We start from the raw sequence: 20,412 nt of genomic DNA on the forward strand, positions 1-20,412 counted from the left end.
ACACTTGCAAAATCGGAAGCTTAAAATCGGAATCGTGGTGGGAGAGGTATCGGGAGATACGCTTGGTGCGAAGCTCATCCGTAGTTTTCGAGAGCAGGGTTTTGATGCAGAATTTGAAGGGATCGGCGGGCCGCAAATGCTGGCAGAAGGCTTCAAGAGCTACTATCCAATGGATATTCTCTCGGTCATGGGCATTGTTGAAGTCCTGAAAGATATTAAAAAACTGTTCGCGGTTCGTGATGGTCTGGTCGAGACCTGGACGAAAGATCCCGTCGATGTTTTCATTGGAATTGATGCGCCTGATTTTAACTTAAGATTATCTAAAACACTGAAACAAAAACAGTTACCGATTAAGACCGTGCAATATGTCAGTCCTTCGGTCTGGGCATGGCGTCAGGGACGTGTGCATGGCATCAAGGCCAGCATTAATCTGGTACTGTGCCTGTTTCCATTTGAAAAAGCATTTTTCAAGAAATGGGATGTTCCGGCAGCTTTTGTCGGTCATCCATTGGCAAGTCAGTTACCCCTCAATAATGATCTGGCTGAAGCGCAGTCAGAACTGGGTTTAGATCCTGCACAAAAATATATTGCACTGCTGCCAGGGAGCCGCCGTGGGGAAATTGAACGTTTAGGACCATTGGTACTGGATGCAGCCAAAATTCTGCATCAGAAATACCCGGATTATACGTTTCTGATTCCCGCCATTAATGAGATGCGCAAACAGCAGATTGAAAACTTGCTGGCACAATATCCGGACAGTTTAAAAGCGCATATCCGCCTGATGGAAAATACCAGTAGCGAGTCAAAAATTGGCCGCCAAGTCATGAATGCTTCCAATATTATTGCCTTAGCTTCAGGTACTGCGACACTGGAAGCCATGTTATTGCATCGTCCGATGGTGACCTTTTATAAATTGCACTGGCTGACTTACCAGATTGCCAAATTGCTGGTCAAAATTCCTTATTTCTCATTACCAAATATCATTGCTGGTAAAAAAGTCATTCAAGAATTAATCCAGTCAGAAGCAACGCCTGAAAACCTGGCTGCTGAAATTGAAAAATTGATGGATATTGAAGCAGCTCAAATTCAGGTGATGCAGCATCTCACCATGCACAAGCAGCTGCTTTCCGGCAACAGTGAAGATCCTGTCAAAGCGGTACTAGCCTTAGTCCAATAAAGGCGTCTTGCTTTTTTGACAGGCAATACGGTATCGGGTCGGGGTTTGTTCAAACTGTTTTTTAAAGCTTTGACTAAACGCCGTTTCCGAAGAATAGCCCACCAGATAGGCGATCTGCTGAATGCTAAATCCGCTATTTCTGAGATATTGTGCTGCCAGGCGAAGTCGATGCTGTTGCAGATAAGCCAATGGTGGCTCACCAACAATCTGGGTAAACAGCTGGGCAAATTTGGAACGCGACATATGGCATTGTTCAGCCAGGCTTTCTACGGTCCAAGGCTGTTCTGGTTTGCCATGAATTGCTGCCAAGGCATTAGATAGTTCAGGATGCGAAAGAGCATTCAGCCAGCTCGAAGCATTTTCCAGATTCAAAATATAATCTCGTACGCATTCAATCAGTAAAATACTGACCAGATGATCCAGAATTTTGTCTCGTCCCGGACGAAGTTGCTGGGTTTCCAATGCCAGAAATTGCAAACCAACCTGTAACCATTCTGGTGCTGTATCTCCCAGAATATGCTGGATGTGCAGATATTTAGGTAAAGCACTCAGTAGCGGTTTCGCCATCTGGATATCCAGATTGGAACGAATCGCCAGGATAAAACTGCGTTCTGCTGAATGGGTGATATTGAGATCCACACATTGCTGTGCATGAGTCTGAAAATAAGAGTTGATCGAATGATGTTCAGAAAAATCCGCATTACCGGGACTAGAAATCCGATGGGCAGAACCAGCAGGCAATAACACCAGATCGCCTTGTTGCAGCTCAAGCAGATCGCCATCTTTGAATATTAATTGCGCTTGACCCTGTAATAATACATAAGCCAGCATGGAAGGTTCATACTGATAATCAAACCCGCCTGGATGAAACACATTGAGGTAGAGATATTCGGATTTTTCCAGATGAATATCATCAAAAATTTTACTTAAAGCATCCATGCCTGACTCTATTCTTTTGTTTTAATTCATTTAATTAAATTTAAATAGCCCAGTCTTGTGATTTAAGGCCAAGACTTGGCCTATTGCGCCAAAGACGCTGACATAGTTTTTCTGGACGTTTAATACTGTTCGCTAATGCTGAAATATTCAACTATATGTGCAGAGTAACATAAAAAGGAGGGTCGCAATGAATGCCCCTGCACAAATTAGCAAAGCTCAGTTCACGCAGGATGCGTCAGCACTGAAAGGTTTACAACTGGATAAAAAACGTTTTGGCTGGCTGCTCAGTCCCGGTTTGCCTGTGATCGGTATGGGAATTCTGGCTGGCTATCATTTTGGTCCCAAAGCCACTAAAAAAGTCTTTGCGATGGGTGGGCCTTTATTATTACATGTGATTATCCCAACATTAGATGCTTTAATTGGTGATGATGCCAATAATCCAAATGATGAGCAAATTCAGGCATTGGTCAAAGATCCTTATTATGACCGGATCGTGAAGGTGTTTATTCCTTTGCAAATGGCTGCCAATGCTTTTGCAGGCTATGTCGTATCCCGTCCAAATGTTTCTCTGGTCGATCAGGTTCTACTTGGCGTTTCTATGGGGGCGATCAATGGAATCGGTGTGAATACTGCACATGAGCTGAGCCATCGCCCTCAGAAAAAAGACCATTACTGGTCGCATGCCAGCCTGATGCCACTGGCCTATAACCATTTCCGGATTGAGCATCCTTATGGACATCATAAACGGGTGGCGACGCCAGAAGACCCGGCATCTTCGAAAATGGGAGAATCCTTTTACCGTTTCTGGCCACGTACTGTATTGGGTGGCTTGAAATCAGCAATTCAGATAGAAAAAAGACGTTTGGAACGTAAAGGCTTAAAATTTTTTAGTCTGGAAAATGAGTTATTTCATGGCTGGGCGATGAGCGCAGGTTACCATGCCTTAATGCTGAAAACGTATGGCAAGAAAATCATTCCTTATACGCTGACCCAAGCCTTTTACGGCATCAGCCTGTTTGAGATCGTGAATTATATCGAACACTATGGATTGAAACGCGGGCAAAAAGCAGATGGTACCTATGAGCGAACCTTGCCCGAACATAGCTGGAACAATAACAACATCGTGACCAACCTGTTCCTGTACCAGTTACAACGCCATTCGGATCATCATGCCTATCCAAGCCGACCATTTCAGGCATTGCGACATTTTGATGAAGCACCAGAATTACCAAGTGGTTATGCCACCATGCTGATACCGGCACTGATTCCACCATTGTGGTACAAGATGATGGATCAACGTGTGTATCAACATTATCAAGGCGATCTGGCTAAAGCGAATATTCTGCCTTCGAAACGTGCCAAGCTGCTTAAGAAATTTGGTCTAAAAGACACTGCGGCTTGATGATGTAAACAAATAAAAAATGCGCCATTCGAGGCGCATTTTTTATTGATTTTTATTTAGAACCAGTCACTTTGCATATTTAGACAGGTGTCATCGAAGTTCATCAGTAATTTGGCCTGATGTTCAATTTCAGGCAGTTCCCAATGAATAAAATATTGAGCTGCCTGAATTTTACCAGCTAGAAAGGCTTGATCTTCCTGTTGAGAAGATGTGCCAAATTTAAGTTGAGCCTGATTGGCCATTTCCAGCCACAACCACGCGATAATAGTTTTGCCCATCATATCCAGATATAGCCCAGAATTGGCCAAAGCTTCACTAACTTTGTCTTGATGCAGAGCCTGACCTAAAACCTGTGTGGTTTTTTGCACAGTGACAAGATGCTGTTTATAGACATCTGCCAGTTCTGTTAACTTGCCATCCTGAATTTCAGACAAGGTTTTCTGGATGCGTTGCATGAGCAGGGTCAGGCCTTTGCCATTGTGCTGCCAGAGTTTACGACCTAGTAGATCCAGAGACTGAATCCCATAAGTGCCTTCATGAATCGGATTAAGGCGGTTATCCCGATAGCATTGCTCAACCGGATATTCACGCGTATAGCCCGCACCACCCAAGACCTGGATCGCCAGATCATTGGCTTTAGGACCATAGGCAGAAGGGAAGGACTTGACCACTGGTGTAATGAGATCCAGCAAAATGGCACTCTCTTCATCTTGTGCAGCCTGATGTTCATCAATTAAACGAGCTGCAAATAAGCACAGCGCTAAAGCACCTTCAACATAAGATTTTTGTGCCAATAACATGCGTTTGACATCAGTATGCTCAATGATATTCACGGGCTTGGCATCAGGTGTCTTTTCGTGAACCAGACGACCTTGAGGACGGTTCTTGGCATAGTCCAGAGACTCCAGATAACCACGATAACCGATCATGGCTGCACCGAGGCCAACACCAACGCGCGCTTCATTCATCATCTTGAACATGTATTTTAAACCATGTCCCGCTTCACCAATTAAATAGCCTAAGCAATTGTCATTTTCTCCAAAGCTTAGCACTGTTGATGTGGTGCCACGATAACCCATTTTATGTAAAAGGCCAGCTAATTGTACATCATTGGATTCACCTATAGTTCCATCTGTATTGGTTTTGAATTTCGGCACGATGAATAGGGAAATACCTTTTACCCCTTGCGGAGCGTCTTGGATACGAGCCAGAACCAGATGCACAATATTTTCAGTAATGTCCTGATCACCACCAGAAATAAACATTTTCTGGCCTTTAATTTTGTAGCTTCCATCTGACTGAGGAATCGCTTTAGTGGTCAGATCTCCCAAAGAGGAACCCACATTCGGCTCGGTCATCGCCATAGTTCCAGCAAAGCGGCCACTTAGCATATGCGGCAAGAACATTTGTTTTTGTTCTGGAGAGGCAAAGGCTTGAATCAGATTTGCTGCAGCGGCTGTCAGAAAAGAGTAGGCAACAGTCGAAGGATTGGCCGACATGAAATAGGCATTGCAGGCCATATTCACTAAAGTCGGCAATTGCATGCCGCCGTCTGCGTAATCATGCTGGGCGCAGAGTAGACCAGCATCAGCAAATTGTTGCCATGCTATTTTTACTTCATCAATGGTCTTCACCTGTTTGCCATCAAAGCTCGGTTCGTGGTGATCAGCCTTGGCATTATGCGGCGCAAAATAATCGGTCGCGATGCCTTTTGCCGTTTCCAGAATACTATCAAAGGTATTTTTGTCATGATCCTGATAGCGTTCCAGTTCAGTTAAGGCTTCGAGTTTGAAAACATCATAAAGCAGAAAATTGAGGTCTTTATCATTAATCAGCTGAGTCACGGTATAGTCCTGAATGTGCAATCCTTGAGATAGCATCAAGACTAACAGTTGCATTTATCAAGGAGGATTGTCAATAATGACATGAAACGGGTGAAAAGCGACAAATAGAACAATATGCAACAGGTAGTGATTTTAGGCTTTGATGGTGCTTTGGCTTCAGCAATTACAGGTGTCGTCGACTTATTCGCCATGGCTGGCGTCAGCTGGAATCGGATTCAGCAGCAAAATGTGCAACGCCTGTTTAAAGTCAGGATCGCCAGTCCAGATGGACAACCAATTCGTTGTATTAACGGCCTGGAATTACCAGCTCATTGTTCATATCAAGAAATTCAAACAGCAAATATTCTGGTAGTGCCGACCATCGCCGCACCTATACAAGAGGTACTGGATGAAAATCCAGACCTGATTCAGTTTCTAACTTCTGCTCATGCACAATCCACCTTAATCGCTGGAAACTGCACCGGAAATTTCTTTCTGGCAGAAGCTGGTATTTTAGATGATCGTGTGGCGACAACGCATTGGGGCTTTCAGGACATGTTTCGTGCACGTTATCCTCAAGTGAGATTGAATGCCGATCTAATGATTAGCCGGGATCAAAATATTTACTGTGCAGGTGGAGGTTTGGCCTGGTTTGACTTAGGCTTGCATCTGATTGAACGTTTCTATGGTTTTGAAGTTGCCATGCAATCTGCCAAATCCTTTGTAATTGATTATCGACGCGATAGCCAATTGTCTTATTCATTAATGAAGATTGGTCAACCACATCATGATGAACTGGTGCAAAAGGTTCAGGACTGGTTAGAGCAGCATTTTCATGAAGAGTTTACTTTAAATGCGCTGGCAGAACGTTTTAATGTCACCACTCGTACTTTAATCCGGCATTTTAAGCAGGTGCTAAATATTGCACCGAACCAGTATCTGCAAGCCATTCGTATTGAAGCGGCACGCAAACGTCTTGAGGAAACCGATCAGGCCATAGATCTGATTATGCAAAATGTCGGCTATCAGGATCCAAGTTCATTTCGGCGTTTATTTTATAAAAAAACAGGGTTAACACCTTTAGAATATCGCCGTCGTTTTAGCCGACGTTTCTAGATTTTGATAAAAAGAAAGATTCGAAAATCTCTCTTGGCATACATATTAGCTAAAGATATCTTTACGTAAATAATGCGTATAAATGGTTGATGCTATGCTTTGCAGGAAGCCGGTGAACATAATCCAGTAAATGAAAATTTCACATTCTAACTATTTTAGTCCGAAACCTTCAAATCCGATGATGATCAAAAAGGCTGAACTAATCCCCAAAAATAAAATGTTATAGGATAATGACTTCTGCTTTAATAAAATCATTGTTCCTCTTTCGTCTTTGGCTTCCTGTGAGCATTCAAAGCGTATTTTATATATTTCACAGCAAATCACAGCCACCACAATACTTAAGATACTAGCCATCAATACCCAATATAGTGTCATGTTACTTCCTCGGCATAACTAAACAGTTCCTCAATCGTCGTTTCAAGTGCATTTGCTAACTTGAATGCCAGAATCAAGGAAGGGTTGTACTTCTCTTTTTCTAATGCGGCAATCGTTTGGCGGCTGACTGCCACTGCATCAGCAAGCTGTTGTTGTGTCCAACGTTTTTTAGCACGGAACACGATGATGTCATTCTTTAACATGTCTTTACTCCAACATCATTCAAAATGTAATATATATTTAACATTATGTAAACTATATATTTTATAATGATAAAAATAAGTGTCATTTAAAAGATTGAGATATAAAAAACGAGCTAAATGCCCGTTTAAAAATTTTTGAATCAGCTGGTTTATGCTTTGACTGAGGTCGATTTAACCTTGCGGCCATGCAGCAGGTAATACCAGATCAGACAACTAAAGGTAAGCACTGCGGAAAACAAATAAAGCTGACGATAACCCACCTGATCCAGCAGCATACCGAGGAAATAAGGTCCGAAACCAAGACCGGCATCCAGTGCAATAAAGAAAGTCGAGGTGGCGAGACCCATCCGTTGCAAAGTGGTACTTTTTACAGCAATGGTTTGACACACTGACTGAATATTACCGAAACCAAAACCTAATAACGCGGCACTCGCCAGTAACATCACAGAGTTTTGTGCCTGACTCAGCATCAGAATACCTACTGCCATAATCATGATTGCAGGATAGATAATGATGTTTTCACCTTTGCGGTCCATTAATGGGCCAGTAAAAGGACGTGACAGCAGAATGGCAAAGGCATACATCAGGAAGAAGAATGAGGCTGCTTCGACCAGATTGATGTCCTTGGCATAGAAGTGAATAAAGGACAGTACGCCTGAATAACAGGTAGCCACCAGCAGGACAATGATAGCAATCGGCAAGGCATTCGGCTCTACATACTGAGCGAGTTTACTGGCAGATTGTGGAACAGATGAAGTCGATGTACCACTTGCTTTAAGACGCGGCGGCTGGATAAACAGACCGCAGATCAGGCAGCTGAGCGCAACGATAGTGGTGAAGATAAAAATCACCTGATAATTAAAATTCGTCATCAGCCAGATCCCGACAAAAGGACCAATCGCTGTACCAAGCGTACTGCTCATACTGAAATAACCAATACCTTCACCACGTCGTGTTGCCGGAATGGTTTGCGCAATTACTGTGCCGAGTACGGTAGAGGCCATACCCATCATAAAGCCGTGGATCAGACGAATACCCAATAACACTTCTAGTTTGGCCGGAATCATATAAAGTCCGGAAAATAGCAAAAAGCCAGTCAGGCCAATCACCAGAGTATTTTTCAGTCCTAGACGATTCAGCAATTTCCCAATAAATAAGCGTCCAATTAGCGTTCCGACAATAAACAGACCGGATACCAGACCGGCTTGTGCAGTCGATGCTCCCAGTTCAGCGACCGAGAAACCGACAATCACAATCACCAGCAGGTAAAACACCAGAACAAGCTGGAAATTAACCAGACTGACCAGGACGAAATTAGAGGTCCATAAGCGGGCTTGATCTTGGCTCATTGTGGTGTTTCCTGAGATGAAGGATGTAATTGCTGAATCAGCTGTACCAAAGTGTTTTTACTGCTTTGCAGATCATGTGCGTCAATCTGTTGCAGTAACTGATCTTCAAAATCATCAATCTGTTTGGAACACAGGTTAAAGGTTTTAACCCCTTGCTCGCTGAGTTTGAATAATTTCTGACGTTTATCTTCGGTTTCGATCTGGCAGATTAAGTCGAGTTCACTTAAATGCTGGATACGTTTGGTTATGCTTGGTTTTGAAACATTTAAATAGCTTGAAATATCAACCAGCGTGCATTGCTGTTGGGATTGAATGGTATAGAGCACTTGCCATAAGGAATAATTAAGTTGGGAGGATAATAAAATCGTATTGATTTCATCACTCATGAGTCGTGCGCAACGCAGCAACAGTGAACGAAATCTGGAAGAGGGTTGAAACATATAGTTAACCTGGCTAACTAAATTGTGCCTAATCTACGCCTCTTTATTCAATTAAACAAGAGGGAAATTTTGAAAATTTTTGCATGGTTAACGTCTTTTTGACTAAGTTATTACAAGTCTTTAACCTGATTAAAAAACAATCAACAAAAGACTACATACTTTTAAGAATGATTCAGCCTAAGCTACCTAAGCACTAGAAAAATCCATCACTTAATAACTGAAGGGCAGATATGCCAAATAACACTGCATAGGTGAAGTTTATGACTCTGGGTTTAACTGCATTAGAGTTAGCACGAATACAGTTCGCCTTTACTGTATCTTTTCATATTATCTTTCCTGCAATTTCAATCGGATTAGCAAGTTTTCTGGCTATTCTGGAATGGCGCTGGTTAAAGACTAAAAATCCGATTTTTCAGGATCTGTTCAAGTTTTGGGTCAAAATTTTCGCCGTCGCATTTGGTATGGGCGTCGTATCCGGTGTGGTAATGAGCTATCAGTTCGGAACCAACTGGAGTGAGTTTTCCCGGGTCGCGGGAAGTGTGACTGGACCCTTGCTGGCTTATGAAGTTTTAACTGCGTTCTTTTTAGAAGCCGGATTCCTGGGTATCATGCTCTTTGGCTGGGATCGGGTTGGCCCACGAGCGCACTTTTTCTCCACTTTAATGGTGGCAATCGGCACCTGTATTTCCATGTTCTGGATTTTATCTTCCAATAGCTGGATGCAGACCCCTCAAGGTTTTGCGATTGAAAATGGCCTGATCGTCCCGCAAGACTGGGTAGCGATCGTATTTAACCCGTCTTTTCCTTATCGTTTGGCTCATATGGCAATGGCCGCCTTTCTGGTCTCCGCCTTACTTGTAGCCTCAACAGCGGCATGGCATCTGATCAAGGGCCGTCGAGATCCTTTAGTCAAAACTTCATTTTCCATGGCCATGTGGCTGATTCTGGCACTTGCACCTTTACAGATTTTTGTGGGGGATATGCATGGTCTGAATACGCTTGAACATCAGCCAGCCAAACTGGCCGCGATGGAAGGCCATTGGGAAACCAATCATGATGAAGGAATGCCTTTATACCTGTTTGGGATTCCAGACATGCAAGCTGAAGAAACCAAATATGCAATTGGTATTCCTAAATTGGGTAGCCTGATTCTGACGCATTCTATGGATGGAAAAGTCACGGGGCTTAAAGATTTTGCACCTGAAGATCGACCCAATTCACTGGTGGTGTTCTGGAGTTTCCGGATTATGGTCGGGCTGGGTATGTTAATGCTCTTGCTTGCACTCTGGGGATTATGGTCACGTACTCGAGGACGGTTTTATGAGTCACGTGGTCTGCATCGTTTTGCACTCATCATGGGTCCATCCGGATTTCTTGCCATGCTGGCAGGATGGTTTACCACAGAAGTCGGCCGTCAGCCTTGGGTAGTCTACGGCATTATGCGGACCAAAGATGCATTATCACCAGTGTCAGCTGAACAGGTCGGTCTAACCTTGATTATCTTTGTGGTGGTGTACTGTGTTGTTTTTGGCGTAGGAATTTTCTACATGTTGCGCCTTATGCATAGAGGTCCAGAATTTATTCATTCCAGACCACACCATGAATCGGATAGCGATGTGGTTCAGGCTTCCCGTCGACCATTGAGCAGTATTCGCGAACGTATTGAAGAAGTTCCTGAACATCCGGATCAGGAGGATAAAAAATGATTGATTTATCATTAATTTGGATTGCGATTATTGGCCTGGGTGTACTGGTCTATACCATTCTGGATGGTTTCGATCTGGGAATTGGTATTCTATTTCCATTCTTCCCGCATCAGGATGAACGCGATGTCATGATGAATACGGTCGCTCCAGTCTGGGATGGTAATGAAACCTGGATGGTTCTAGGGGGCGCCGGATTATTTGCTGCCTTTCCATTGGCTTATTCGACGGTACTCTCAGCGCTATATATGCCCATTATCCTGATGGTGATCGCCTTGATTTTTCGTGGTGTCGCTTTTGAGTTCCGTTTTAAGGCGAATAAAAGCAAACACTGGTGGGATAAAGCCTTTATTGGGGGATCGATCGTTACCAGTTTCTTGCAAGGGATGATCCTGGGTGCATATATTCAGGGAATTGAAACACGAAATGGTGTCTATGTGGGCGGTGGTCTGGACTGGCTTAGCCCCTTCAGTATCTTTACCGGAGTCAGTGTCGTGGTGCTATATGCAGCATTAGGCTGTGGATGGCTCATTTATAAAACCGGTGATGATTTACAGGATCGTATGTTTAAACTGATGCCGAAGCTGATTATAGCCTTACTGATTATTTTAGGCGCTGTTAGTGTTTATACGCCGTTGATCCATCCGCAAATTGCGGAGCGTTGGTTCAGCCAGCCACAATTTACCTACTTTATGCCCGTACCGATCTTGGTCATATTGTTTACCTGGCTGGCCTTACGCGCCTGTAAAAGACGCAGTGAACTAGGTCCATTTTCCTATATGCTGGTGCTGGTATTCCTGGCATATACCGGTTTTCTGATTAGTCTGTGGCCATATATTATTCCGCCATCAGTCACGATCTGGCAGGCAGCGGCACATGAAAATAGTCAGTTATTTGCCTTGATTGGTGCCTTGATTCTGATTCCGATTATCGTGATTTATACCTGTATGTCCTATTGGGTATTCCGACACAAGGTACGTGTTGGAGATGATGGTTATCATTAAGGAGCAGTTATGACACGCAAACAGATAGTATGGTTTGTCGGCTTATGGCTTGCAGGTTTTTTGACACTAGCACTTATTGCAGGGGCATTCCGCTTTCTGGTGCATTTGGCCTATTAGGTATATTAAATGAACAAAGAAAAGGGATTTGTTAGTACAAATCCCTTTTTATAGGCTAAATTTTTGATTTTTAAAATATCAAGATGAGGCTTTGATCTGTTTACGATAAACACTTGGACGGACAGGGCGGCTGTTTTTCCATAACCCTTTTTTCTGCTTTTTGGCTTTATTCTGTAGTTCCATCATATAGTGTAAATGGTTTTTATCCCGGATATATTCCTCATAAACCCATGCCGCACCACGTTTCACAATCTCTTCATTGATATTCTTGCGATAACGATAGACCACACCGACACAGCGACCATAACGGTCAATATCCGTAATTTGTACCCGAATCATTTTATTTTTAACCATACTTTGAACCAGGCGTAGTGATTCCTTACCATAGGCCTGTGAAGATTCAGGTGCATCGACATAGGCAAAACGTAATTTGGTCTCAGAGCGACGGATATTAAAACGGTAGCAGGTGAGGGTGTCACCATCACTGACCGCACTTACCCGGCACCAATATTTCTTACCTTTCTTAAAGGGGCGAAATAGGTCCTTTAAATACACCGTAATTTTATGCAGCAAATAATAAGAAAAACACAGAAGTACGAAGCCCAGCACAATTTGCCAGGTGGTGGAGAGATGTAACAAGGGCAAGATCCAAATCAGCAAAAACAGCCGCATAAACACAGCTAAAAGTTGAGCCATTTTAGATCAAAGCCACTCCGCATAGGGCTTAAAAAGCCATCAATCAGTGTTTAGTTTTGTACCGATAAAATAGCCTAAGCACTATCAAATTAGGCCAATCTCAATCCTAAAACCTGATAATAAAAATAGCCTAAGCAAGTTTAAATTATCTCATAAATAGCCTAAGCAAAAATTTTATAAATTTCATTTCTCAAAAATTGATGTCTTTTATTCTCCTGCAAATCTTTATGCCAATACATCCCCATATTAATTTTCGGCAGTTGTACAGGAACGTCAAAAATATTCAGACAGTTTGCTAACTGTAGATGAGTCAAAACATTTTTAGGAATTGTCAGCATGGCAGTCTTTTGCTGTTCCAGAATTTGCAGGGCTGTGGAATAGTGCTGACAACGTAAAAAAATCTGTCGGGAATAATGTTTTCGACTTAAATATATATCTTCAACTAAAACTCCCGTACGGCGTGAGGAAACGCCAATATGAGGTGAGGCCAGATAAATCTGTTCATTCATTTCTGTTCGTTGTGTACAGACCACGAATTCATCCTGTACCAGTCGTTCAAACTGAATTTTTTCACTAATACTTTGCTCCAGATCAATAACAAAATCGACCTGTTGAGAGGCGAGATCTGCAGCAATATTTTTACGGTCGAGTTTCATGCTACTCAGTTGAAGATCCAGGTTAATTTTTTGGAAATGTTGAACCAGTTTAGGAAAGATCATGGGTTCAATTTCGTCATGTACAGCAATTTTTAAGCTATGAATCGATTCCGGTCTGAATTGCTGATGCTGCATCGAAATATTCTGAATCGTAAAAAGTGCATTTTTAATTTCAGGATAGATCTGATCCGCAAACGGCGTAGGTTGCATCTTGCTACCGGTTCGCACAAATAAATCATCTTGTAAATGCTGTCTTAAACGTTGTAAAGCATGACTGGCCGCTGACTGGCTTATCGATAGAATTTGCGCAGCTTTAGAAATACTGTTTTGTTCGTAAATGGCAATAAAAAGTGGATAAAGATTAATATCAATACGATGAAAATTTCGTAGATCCATCACGGTTTTTGAATGAATACTATGCATACTACTATATGGAATTAAATCATTTTATTCATAATAAGTTTTGGGTTAAGGTGTTGTAAAGCGTATGAATTAGAATATTCAGAGGGATAAAGCAATGTTTGAGCTGTCAGCACGTGCACAGGATTATTTAAATAGAACAAAAAAGTTTATTACTGATGAAATTGAACCTGTCGAGGCTGATTTCTGGCATCAGGTACATGAACTGAATCAAGGCGGTGACTGGACCAAATGGCAATGGTCGGCAGAACTTGAAACATTGAAAGATAAAGCCAAAGCGGCAGGTCTCTGGAATATGTTTTTGCCTTGTCCAGAATTAGGTCAGGGATTATCCGTTCAGGAATATGCGCATATCGCTGAACTTTCTGGACGAAGCCTAATTGCACCTACTGTCTTTAACTGTAATGCACCAGATAGCGGCAATATGGAAGTACTGTGGCGCTATGGTTCTGAAGAACAAAAACAGCAATGGTTAATGCCACTTCTGGAAGGGAAAATCCGTTCAGTGTTCTGTATGACTGAACCTGCAGTGGCTTCTAGTGATGCTACCAATATGCAGGCGACGGCGGTAGTTGAAGGTGATGAAATTGTTTTGAATGGTCGTAAATGGTGGTCTTCGGGTTTGGGTGATCCAAATGCCAAAATCATCATCTTTATGGCACATACGCCAGATGAATCCAAAGACCGTCATCATCAGCATTCCATGGTTTTAGTTCCAGTCGATACTGCAGGCGTAAAAATCGAACGGATGCTTCCAGTCTTTGGTGATTATGATGCGCCACATGGCCACGGCGAAGTCAGCTTTGATAATGTTCGTGTTCCAGTTTCGAATTTTATTGGGGGGGCAGGTCAAGGCTTTGAAATTGCCCAAGGTCGTTTAGGGCCAGGCCGTATTCACCATTGTATGCGTTGCATCGGTGCTGCTGAAAAATCATTAGAACTCATGATTGATCGGGGTATGAGCCGTACCGCATTTGGTAAAGAGATTTTAAAACTGGGTGGTAACCTGGAACGTGTCGCAGAAGCTCGCGTTGCCATTGATCAGGCTCGACTATTAACCTTGTATGCTGCCTATAAAATGGATACTTTAGGGAATATGGCAGCATTGACTGAAATTTCTGCAATTAAAGTCGTTGCGCCAAGTGTGCTGGAAAAAGTTGTGGATATGGCGATTCAGATCCACGGTGGTGCGGGTGTTTCTCGTGATACACCGTTGACCGGATTCTTTGCCCAAGCCCGTGCCTTACGTCTGGCCGATGGCCCGGATGAAGTGCATAAAGGCATGATTGCCAAACTGGAACTGGCAAAACGTGGTTATAGCACACGTCGTAAAAAATAAGCTGGCTTCATATATAGAACATTGAAACGTATTAGAAGATTTTAAGGAAAAATTATGGCGGTCATTGATGTAGGTGGATCAGTTCGTGAAGGTGAGGAACTGGATGTACAGGCCATCACAGAGTGGTTAAATCAACAAGGAGTAAATGTAGAAGGTCCTTTAGAGCTTACTCAATATTCAGGTGGAGCTTCTAACTGGACTTATCGTTTGCAATATGCCAATGCCGATTTAATTTTACGTCGTCCGCCTCAAGGGACTAAAGCCAAATCTGCGCATGACATGGCACGTGAATATCATGTACAAAAAGCCTTGGCTGACCATTATCCAGTCGTACCTGAAATGGTGGCACTTTGTCAGGACGAATCAGTCATTGGCTGTGATTTTTATGTGATGAAACGCATTGAAGGTATTATTCCGCGTGCCAAGCTGCCGCCTGAATTACAACTGACTGAATCAGATATCCAGACTCTATGTATTAATGTGATTGATAAGCTGATCGAACTACACCAAGTTCCTTACACTGGTACAGAACTGGAAAAGTTAGGCAAAGGTGAAGGCTATTGCCGTCGTCAGGTAGAAGGCTGGGATGCACGTTACGAAAAAGCCAAAACATTAAATGTTCCATCTTTTAAATACGTGCGTAACTGGCTGAAAGATAATATTCCATCTGATTCTAAAACCTGTGTCATTCACAATGACTGGCGTTTTGATAATGTCATTCTGGATCTAGAGAATCCAACTGAAGTTATTGGGGTGCTGGACTGGGAAATGGCCACCCTGGGTGATCCGCTGATGGACTTGGGTTCTGCCTTGGCTTATTGGGTAGAAGATACGGACAATGCCATTTTTAAAGCAACACGTCGCCAGCCGACCAATTTAAAAGGTATGTTTACCCGTAAAGAAGTGGTCGATTACTATTTGGAGAAAACCGGTCTGCAACCGGAAAACTGGACATTCTATGAAGTGTTTGGGATTTTCCGTCTCTCGGTAATTGCTCAGCAGATCTATTATCGTTATTACCACAAACAAACCAACAATCCAGCCTTTAAGGATTTTTGGGTAGTCATTCATGCCTTGCATATTCGTGCCTTAAAACTGATTGGTCTACAAAAGCTTGAAGCCAATGACATTGCACAAAAATATATCCTGAAATTTAAAGAGTTAATGCCAAAATGACCACCATTTACTTGATCCGGCATGGACAGGCATCTTTCGGGGCAGCCAGTTATGATCAGCTTTCGCCAAATGGGGAACTACAGGCAAAATTGCTCGGTCGTTATTTTGATGAAATTCTGAAAGAAGCACCGTATGTAGTGGCTGGTTCTATGCAACGTCATCAACAGACGGCACAGTTATCTCTAGATGAATGTTTTCCTGAAAGCGAGATCTTGACCGATAGTGCTTGGAATGAGTTTAATCATCAGCAGGTCTTTGCCCGTTATGAACCGCGTTTTAATCAGCCTGAACTGCTTAAGCAGGATGTCTCAGAACATGCCAATCCGCGAGATTATTTGAGCAAGATCTTTAGTGGAGCGATTGCTCGCTGGACCTGTGATGATTATCACCACGAATATGATGAATCCTGGCCCAATTTTAAAAGCCGTGTAGAAACCGGTTTGCAAAATTTATGTGACCAGCTTGCGCAAACTAAACCGCGCTATGCAATCGTGTATACCTCGGGTGGCGTCATCTCTGTGGCGGTAGGCAAAATCCTGGGTCTGAGTCCGGAGAAAACTTTCGCTTTAAACTGGGCAATTACCAATACCAGCATTACTACATTGCGTCTGGTCGGAAATGAACCCCAGCTACTCAGTTTGAATGAACATCATTTTATTAAAGCACAGCGTCCAGACCTGCTAACCTGGATTTAAAAATTATTGAAGATAAAACACCTTATAAAATAAAGGGATAGGGTAAAAATATGGCTAAAACGATTTTAATTACTGGTGCAAGTTCAGGGATTGGTGCCGGTATGGCACGTGAATTTGCAAAAAAAGGGTATAACCTGGCGATTTGTGCACGTCGTCTGGAACGTCTGGAAACTTTGAAGCAGGAACTCGAGAGCCAATATGATATTAAAGTCATTGCCAAAACACTGGATGTGACCAATTATGATCAGGTTTTTGAAGTTTTCCGTGCCTTTAAAGAAGACTTTGGCACCATTGACCGGATTATTGTCAATGCCGGTGTAGGTGAAGGCCGCCGGATTGGTAAAGGTAATTTTGCAATCAATAAAGCCACTGTCGAAACCAACTTTATTTCTGCATTGGCACAATGTGAAGCTGCAGTGGAAATTTTCCGCGCACAAAACTCCGGTCATCTGGTAATGATTTCATCGATGAGCGCAATGCGTGGTATGCCAAAACACTTGACCGCTTATGGCGCAAGTAAGGCTGGGGTTGCACATCTGGCTGAAGGCATTCGCGCTGAACTGATTGATACACCGATCAAAGTTACGACCATTTTCCCAGGCTATATTCGTACTGAAATTAATGAAGGCGCGAAAAAATTACCATTTGAAGTGGATGAGAAAACGGGTTCACGCTTATTGGCAGAAGAAATTGAGAAAGCGCCAGTCAAAGCCTATGTACCGAAATGGCCTTGGTTGCCACTCGGTCTGGCAATGAAAGTATTGCCGCTAAAATTAGTCAATAAATTAGGTTAAAACCTCAATTTAAAAAGCTCCATTCGGGGCTTTTTTACTTTTTAATATTCAAAATTTTGGATAAAAGTAGGTAGGATAATTCTGGTATCGGATTTAAAAACGTTATAAATTACTAAGATAATTAGTTAAATCTCTAAAAGTCATTAACACTTTGATGATGAATAAATTTTATTTCTATATAAAATTAAAATTCTATCAGAATAGAAATAATTAAATTTTTAAGAAGATAATTTTTAGACGATAAATTTTATAGAAAATATCTCCTTATTTTTCTGCTTTATTCTTGATCTTAAAAAAATTACTAAAACTGCCCAAAACTTGGACATACTCACTGCGAAAGTGGAAAGATAACTTCTCTTTTTTATAAATTCCTTTAATGTACAACTGTTCAGAAATCAAAGGTTGTCCATATGTCTACATCTTCGGATATGACTGACCAACAGCGAATCTCTAAGGTCAGAAATATCGTTACACAGGCCGGGGAAGAAATACGTACCCGTTATCCTATACTTAAACATCAGAATTTCATTGGTGCGAGTATTTTAGGTTTTGCCTGGACGGGGATGATTGCATGTGCATTGGCATATGGATATGGTTATCTTTCTGCGTGGTTCACCATTCCCCTAATTGCAATTTTTGCTTCACTGACACATGAATTAGAACATGACCTGATTCATTATATGTATTTCAAAAAAACACCTTGGGCACATCATTTAATGTTGGCTTTAGTGTGGCTGGCTCGTCCAAATACAATTAGCCCATGGGCTCGCCGACGCATGCATTTGCATCATCATAAATATTCAGGCACTGAATATGATCTTGAAGAACGTGGCATCAGTAATGGTATGCCATGGGGGATTCGCCGCATACTAGTGATAAGTGACCAGTTGATGTCGGTCTATTTACGTCCTTTTCAGATGTTTAAAATGATTCATCTTTTTATGGAAAAACAGCCTGAAAAAGAACGTAAAGTTGCCATGATTTCTCAGCTATTAGGCTTCTTGCCATTAAGCTTGATTTATTATGGTCTGTGCTATTTATTTGTAGTCTTTCATGTAGGCAATGCCGTTGCACCAATCTTTGGTTATGAAATGCTTTGGTCGGAAAGTATCATCGAAGCTATGCCGCTCGTGAATTTCTTGGCAGTAATTTGGATCATTCCGAATTTTATCCGTTCTTTTAGCCTGCAATTCGTTAGCTCCAATATGCATTATTATGGTGATATTGATCCACGCGATGTCATCAAGCAGACTCAGGTACTGAATCCATGGTGGATGGTGCCATTCCAGTTATTTTGCTGTAATTTCGGTTCAACTCATGCGATCCATCATTTTGTGGTCAAAGAACCCTTTTATATACGTCAGTTGACCTCTAAAACGGCGCATAAAGTCATGAAAGAAGTGGGTGTACGCTTTAATGATATTGGGACGTTCAAGCGCATGAACCGCTGGAATGATCATAAAGTTTGATATATCAGCCACATTAAAAAATCCCGTTAAACGCCGGGATTTTTTTATTTTGCTAGTTAAAGTTACGTGAATATTCATTAAAAATGACTGCTGAGGTATTACTCGTAATCCATAAATTGCAGTAAAATTAATCATATCTTTATATAAATTAGTCCATTATGTTGCTCAAAGCTGCCACTATCGCCTTAATTCCCGCGCTCGTAATTCAGGGTAACCGTGTCAAAAAAAATACGATAAAACTTCCAGAACCAGAGGGTGCACGTGAAGGCCAAACAGGAACAGGCAAAAAACTTTCATTACTGATTGTGGGTGATTCAGCAGCAGCAGGGGTCGGGGTAGATCATCAGAATGATGCCTTACTTGGCGCGATTCTGAATGAGCTAAAAAATGACTTTGAAATTGAATGGAAGTTACAGGCAAAAACGGGCGATACCACCTCAAAGGTCATTCGTACTTTAGACCAGATTGAAGCTAAATCCTATGATGTGGTCGTGACTTCAGTCGGCGTGAATGATGTGACTAAGCTCATGCCTGCCGATGTCTGGATCAAGAAGCAGGAACAGTTTTATGGCAAAATCCAGCAAAAGTTTAATCCAAAACTGGTCATTGCAGCCGGTGTTCCTCCAATGAATATGTTCCCGGCTTTACCGAATCCTTTGGCCTGGTTATTTGGTCAATATGCCAAACACATGAACCAGCAGCTGGAAAAATTTGTGAACAAGCAGATCAACATGCAATGGATTGAATATGATATTGAAAAATATCGGGCCATGAATTTACAAATGGCCAAAGACGGTTTTCATCCAAGTAAGGAAGTTTATACACTTTGGGGACAAGAAGTTGCTAGCAAGATCCGTCAGGCATTCTAAAATAACTGAAATACCTGAATCTGGAACAGTTTATGTCGGATATTGAAACCCATCCATTACCGCCATTTTTACCGCCCAATGCCAAATTACTGATGTTGGGCAGTTTTCCGCCACCCGCAACGCGCTGGAAAATGAATTTTTATTATCCGAATTACCAAAATGATATGTGGCGGATATTTGGATTAATTTTCTTTAAAAATAAAGATTACTTTTTGGACTTACCTAATAAAAAATTTCAGGAACATCTAATCCGTGAGTTTCTAACTGAAACGGGGATTGCGATTTTTGACAGTGCTTATCAGATCCGACGCCTGAAGGGAAATGCTTCCGATAAATTTCTAGAAATTGTAGTGCTAACCAATTTGCAGGATCTATTAGGGAAAATGCCGGACTGCAACCACATCATGACTACAGGCGACAAGGCCACAGATACTTTGATGCTCTCTATGCCTGAAGGTACGTTGAAACCCGGTATAGGTGAGCCAACACAGGCACATTTTCTTGGCCGTGACCTGTATCTATACCGGATGCCATCTTCATCCCGGGCTTATCCTTTGGCTCTGGATAAGAAAGCAGATAGTTACCGGATGATGTTCGAGCATGTCGGTCTAATTTGAGTTATGAATAAATATAAATATTAAGTATATTTA

Annotated in this window: 20 protein-coding genes; 12 read left to right on the forward strand and 8 right to left on the reverse strand. The window is 42.1% G+C overall.

The window, feature by feature from the left end:
* The first annotated feature begins 4 nt into the window (after positions 1 to 4).
* Positions 5 to 1,177 (forward strand): lipid-A-disaccharide synthase, encoded by a 1,173-nt coding sequence (lpxB, locus tag FTU00_RS07680; RefSeq protein ID WP_180179448.1) that lies wholly within the window; start codon positions 5 to 7, stop codon positions 1,175 to 1,177.
* Here lpxB and FTU00_RS07685 read toward each other — a convergent pair.
* A complete protein-coding gene (locus FTU00_RS07685; RefSeq protein ID WP_180179449.1) occupies positions 1,166 to 2,116 on the reverse strand; it encodes an AraC family transcriptional regulator in 951 nt (316 codons plus the stop codon). The genes lpxB and FTU00_RS07685 overlap by 12 nt on opposite strands.
* Before the next feature lie 187 nt (positions 2,117 to 2,303).
* Here FTU00_RS07685 and FTU00_RS07690 point away from each other — a divergent pair, with 187 nt between their 5' ends.
* Positions 2,304 to 3,518 carry an alkane 1-monooxygenase gene (locus FTU00_RS07690; protein WP_180070798.1) on the forward strand — a complete coding sequence of 405 codons (1,215 nt, stop codon included), beginning with the start codon at positions 2,304 to 2,306 and terminating at the stop codon, positions 3,516 to 3,518.
* 56 nt (positions 3,519 to 3,574) lie between these two features.
* On the opposite strand, the gene FTU00_RS07695 is transcribed toward FTU00_RS07690, so the two are convergent.
* Complete coding sequence (locus FTU00_RS07695) at positions 3,575 to 5,398, reverse strand: acyl-CoA dehydrogenase (protein ID WP_180179531.1); 1,824 nt, start codon at positions 5,396 to 5,398, stop codon at positions 3,575 to 3,577.
* A 78-nt stretch (positions 5,399 to 5,476) separates the two neighbouring features.
* Here FTU00_RS07695 and FTU00_RS07700 point away from each other — a divergent pair, with 78 nt between their 5' ends.
* Entirely contained in the window at positions 5,477 to 6,457 is a 981-nt protein-coding gene (locus tag FTU00_RS07700; protein ID WP_180179450.1) for a GlxA family transcriptional regulator, read from the forward strand.
* 150 nt (positions 6,458 to 6,607) lie between these two features.
* Here the strand turns inward: FTU00_RS07700 and FTU00_RS07705 are convergent, their stop codons facing one another.
* The 4 genes from FTU00_RS07705 to FTU00_RS07720 form a co-directional block, all read right to left on the reverse strand.
* Positions 6,608 to 6,832 carry a hypothetical protein gene (locus FTU00_RS07705; RefSeq protein WP_166138169.1) on the reverse strand — a complete coding sequence of 75 codons (225 nt, stop codon included), beginning with the start codon at positions 6,830 to 6,832 and terminating at the stop codon, positions 6,608 to 6,610.
* Positions 6,829 to 7,035 carry a helix-turn-helix transcriptional regulator gene (locus tag FTU00_RS07710; RefSeq protein ID WP_034702754.1) on the reverse strand — a complete coding sequence of 69 codons (207 nt, stop codon included), beginning with the start codon at positions 7,033 to 7,035 and terminating at the stop codon, positions 6,829 to 6,831. Before FTU00_RS07710 ends, FTU00_RS07705 begins: the two co-directional genes overlap by 4 nt.
* A gap of 149 nt (positions 7,036 to 7,184) precedes the next feature.
* On the reverse strand, positions 7,185 to 8,384 hold the full coding sequence (locus FTU00_RS07715) for an MFS transporter (protein WP_180179451.1): 1,200 nt from the start codon (positions 8,382 to 8,384) through the stop codon (positions 7,185 to 7,187).
* Positions 8,381 to 8,824, reverse strand: a complete 444-nt coding sequence (locus FTU00_RS07720) for a MarR family winged helix-turn-helix transcriptional regulator (RefSeq protein ID WP_180179452.1) — start codon at positions 8,822 to 8,824, stop codon at positions 8,381 to 8,383. Before FTU00_RS07720 ends, FTU00_RS07715 begins: the two co-directional genes overlap by 4 nt.
* A gap of 260 nt (positions 8,825 to 9,084) precedes the next feature.
* On the opposite strand from FTU00_RS07720, the gene FTU00_RS07725 reads away from it, so the two are divergent.
* Positions 9,085 to 10,530, forward strand: a complete 1,446-nt coding sequence (locus FTU00_RS07725) for a cytochrome ubiquinol oxidase subunit I (RefSeq protein ID WP_159122896.1) — start codon at positions 9,085 to 9,087, stop codon at positions 10,528 to 10,530.
* Positions 10,527 to 11,531, forward strand: coding sequence for a cytochrome d ubiquinol oxidase subunit II (gene cydB, locus FTU00_RS07730; RefSeq protein WP_180179453.1), 1,005 nt, complete (start codon positions 10,527 to 10,529; stop codon positions 11,529 to 11,531). The genes FTU00_RS07725 and cydB overlap by 4 nt, the downstream gene beginning before the upstream one ends.
* Before the next feature lie 195 nt (positions 11,532 to 11,726).
* Here the strand turns inward: cydB and FTU00_RS07735 are convergent, their stop codons facing one another.
* The gene (locus FTU00_RS07735) at positions 11,727 to 12,344 is read right to left on the reverse strand and encodes a thermonuclease family protein (protein ID WP_180179454.1); all 618 of its coding nucleotides are present in this window, start codon (positions 12,342 to 12,344) and stop codon (positions 11,727 to 11,729) included.
* Positions 12,345 to 12,505: 161 nt separating this feature from the next.
* Entirely contained in the window at positions 12,506 to 13,423 is a 918-nt protein-coding gene (locus FTU00_RS07740) for a LysR family transcriptional regulator (protein ID WP_125278631.1), read from the reverse strand.
* Positions 13,424 to 13,517: 94 nt separating this feature from the next.
* On the opposite strand from FTU00_RS07740, the gene FTU00_RS07745 reads away from it, so the two are divergent.
* The 7 genes from FTU00_RS07745 (at position 13,518) to FTU00_RS07775 (ending at position 20,379) form a co-directional block, all read left to right on the forward strand.
* On the forward strand, positions 13,518 to 14,759 hold the full coding sequence (locus FTU00_RS07745; RefSeq protein WP_180179455.1) for an acyl-CoA dehydrogenase family protein: 1,242 nt from the start codon (positions 13,518 to 13,520) through the stop codon (positions 14,757 to 14,759).
* A gap of 54 nt (positions 14,760 to 14,813) precedes the next feature.
* On the forward strand, positions 14,814 to 15,935 hold the full coding sequence (locus FTU00_RS07750) for a phosphotransferase family protein (protein WP_180179456.1): 1,122 nt from the start codon (positions 14,814 to 14,816) through the stop codon (positions 15,933 to 15,935).
* Complete coding sequence (locus tag FTU00_RS07755; protein ID WP_034702771.1) at positions 15,932 to 16,630, forward strand: histidine phosphatase family protein; 699 nt, start codon at positions 15,932 to 15,934, stop codon at positions 16,628 to 16,630. The genes FTU00_RS07750 and FTU00_RS07755 overlap by 4 nt, the downstream gene beginning before the upstream one ends.
* 50 nt (positions 16,631 to 16,680) lie before the next feature.
* Positions 16,681 to 17,424 (forward strand): SDR family oxidoreductase, encoded by a 744-nt coding sequence (locus FTU00_RS07760; protein WP_004785546.1) that lies wholly within the window; start codon positions 16,681 to 16,683, stop codon positions 17,422 to 17,424.
* 410 nt (positions 17,425 to 17,834) lie between these two features.
* Positions 17,835 to 18,893: a fatty acid desaturase gene (locus FTU00_RS07765; RefSeq protein ID WP_125278627.1), complete on the forward strand. Its 1,059-nt coding sequence runs from the start codon at positions 17,835 to 17,837 to the stop codon at positions 18,891 to 18,893.
* A 158-nt stretch (positions 18,894 to 19,051) separates the two neighbouring features.
* A complete protein-coding gene (locus FTU00_RS07770; RefSeq protein WP_159122902.1) occupies positions 19,052 to 19,762 on the forward strand; it encodes an SGNH/GDSL hydrolase family protein in 711 nt (236 codons plus the stop codon).
* A 32-nt stretch (positions 19,763 to 19,794) separates the two neighbouring features.
* Positions 19,795 to 20,379 (forward strand): uracil-DNA glycosylase family protein, encoded by a 585-nt coding sequence (locus FTU00_RS07775; protein WP_159122903.1) that lies wholly within the window; start codon positions 19,795 to 19,797, stop codon positions 20,377 to 20,379.
* Positions 20,380 to 20,412: the final 33 nt, after the last annotated feature.

It is taken from the genome of Acinetobacter sp. YH12041 (genome assembly GCF_013419975.1).
Lineage (GTDB): Bacteria > Pseudomonadota > Gammaproteobacteria > Pseudomonadales > Moraxellaceae > Acinetobacter.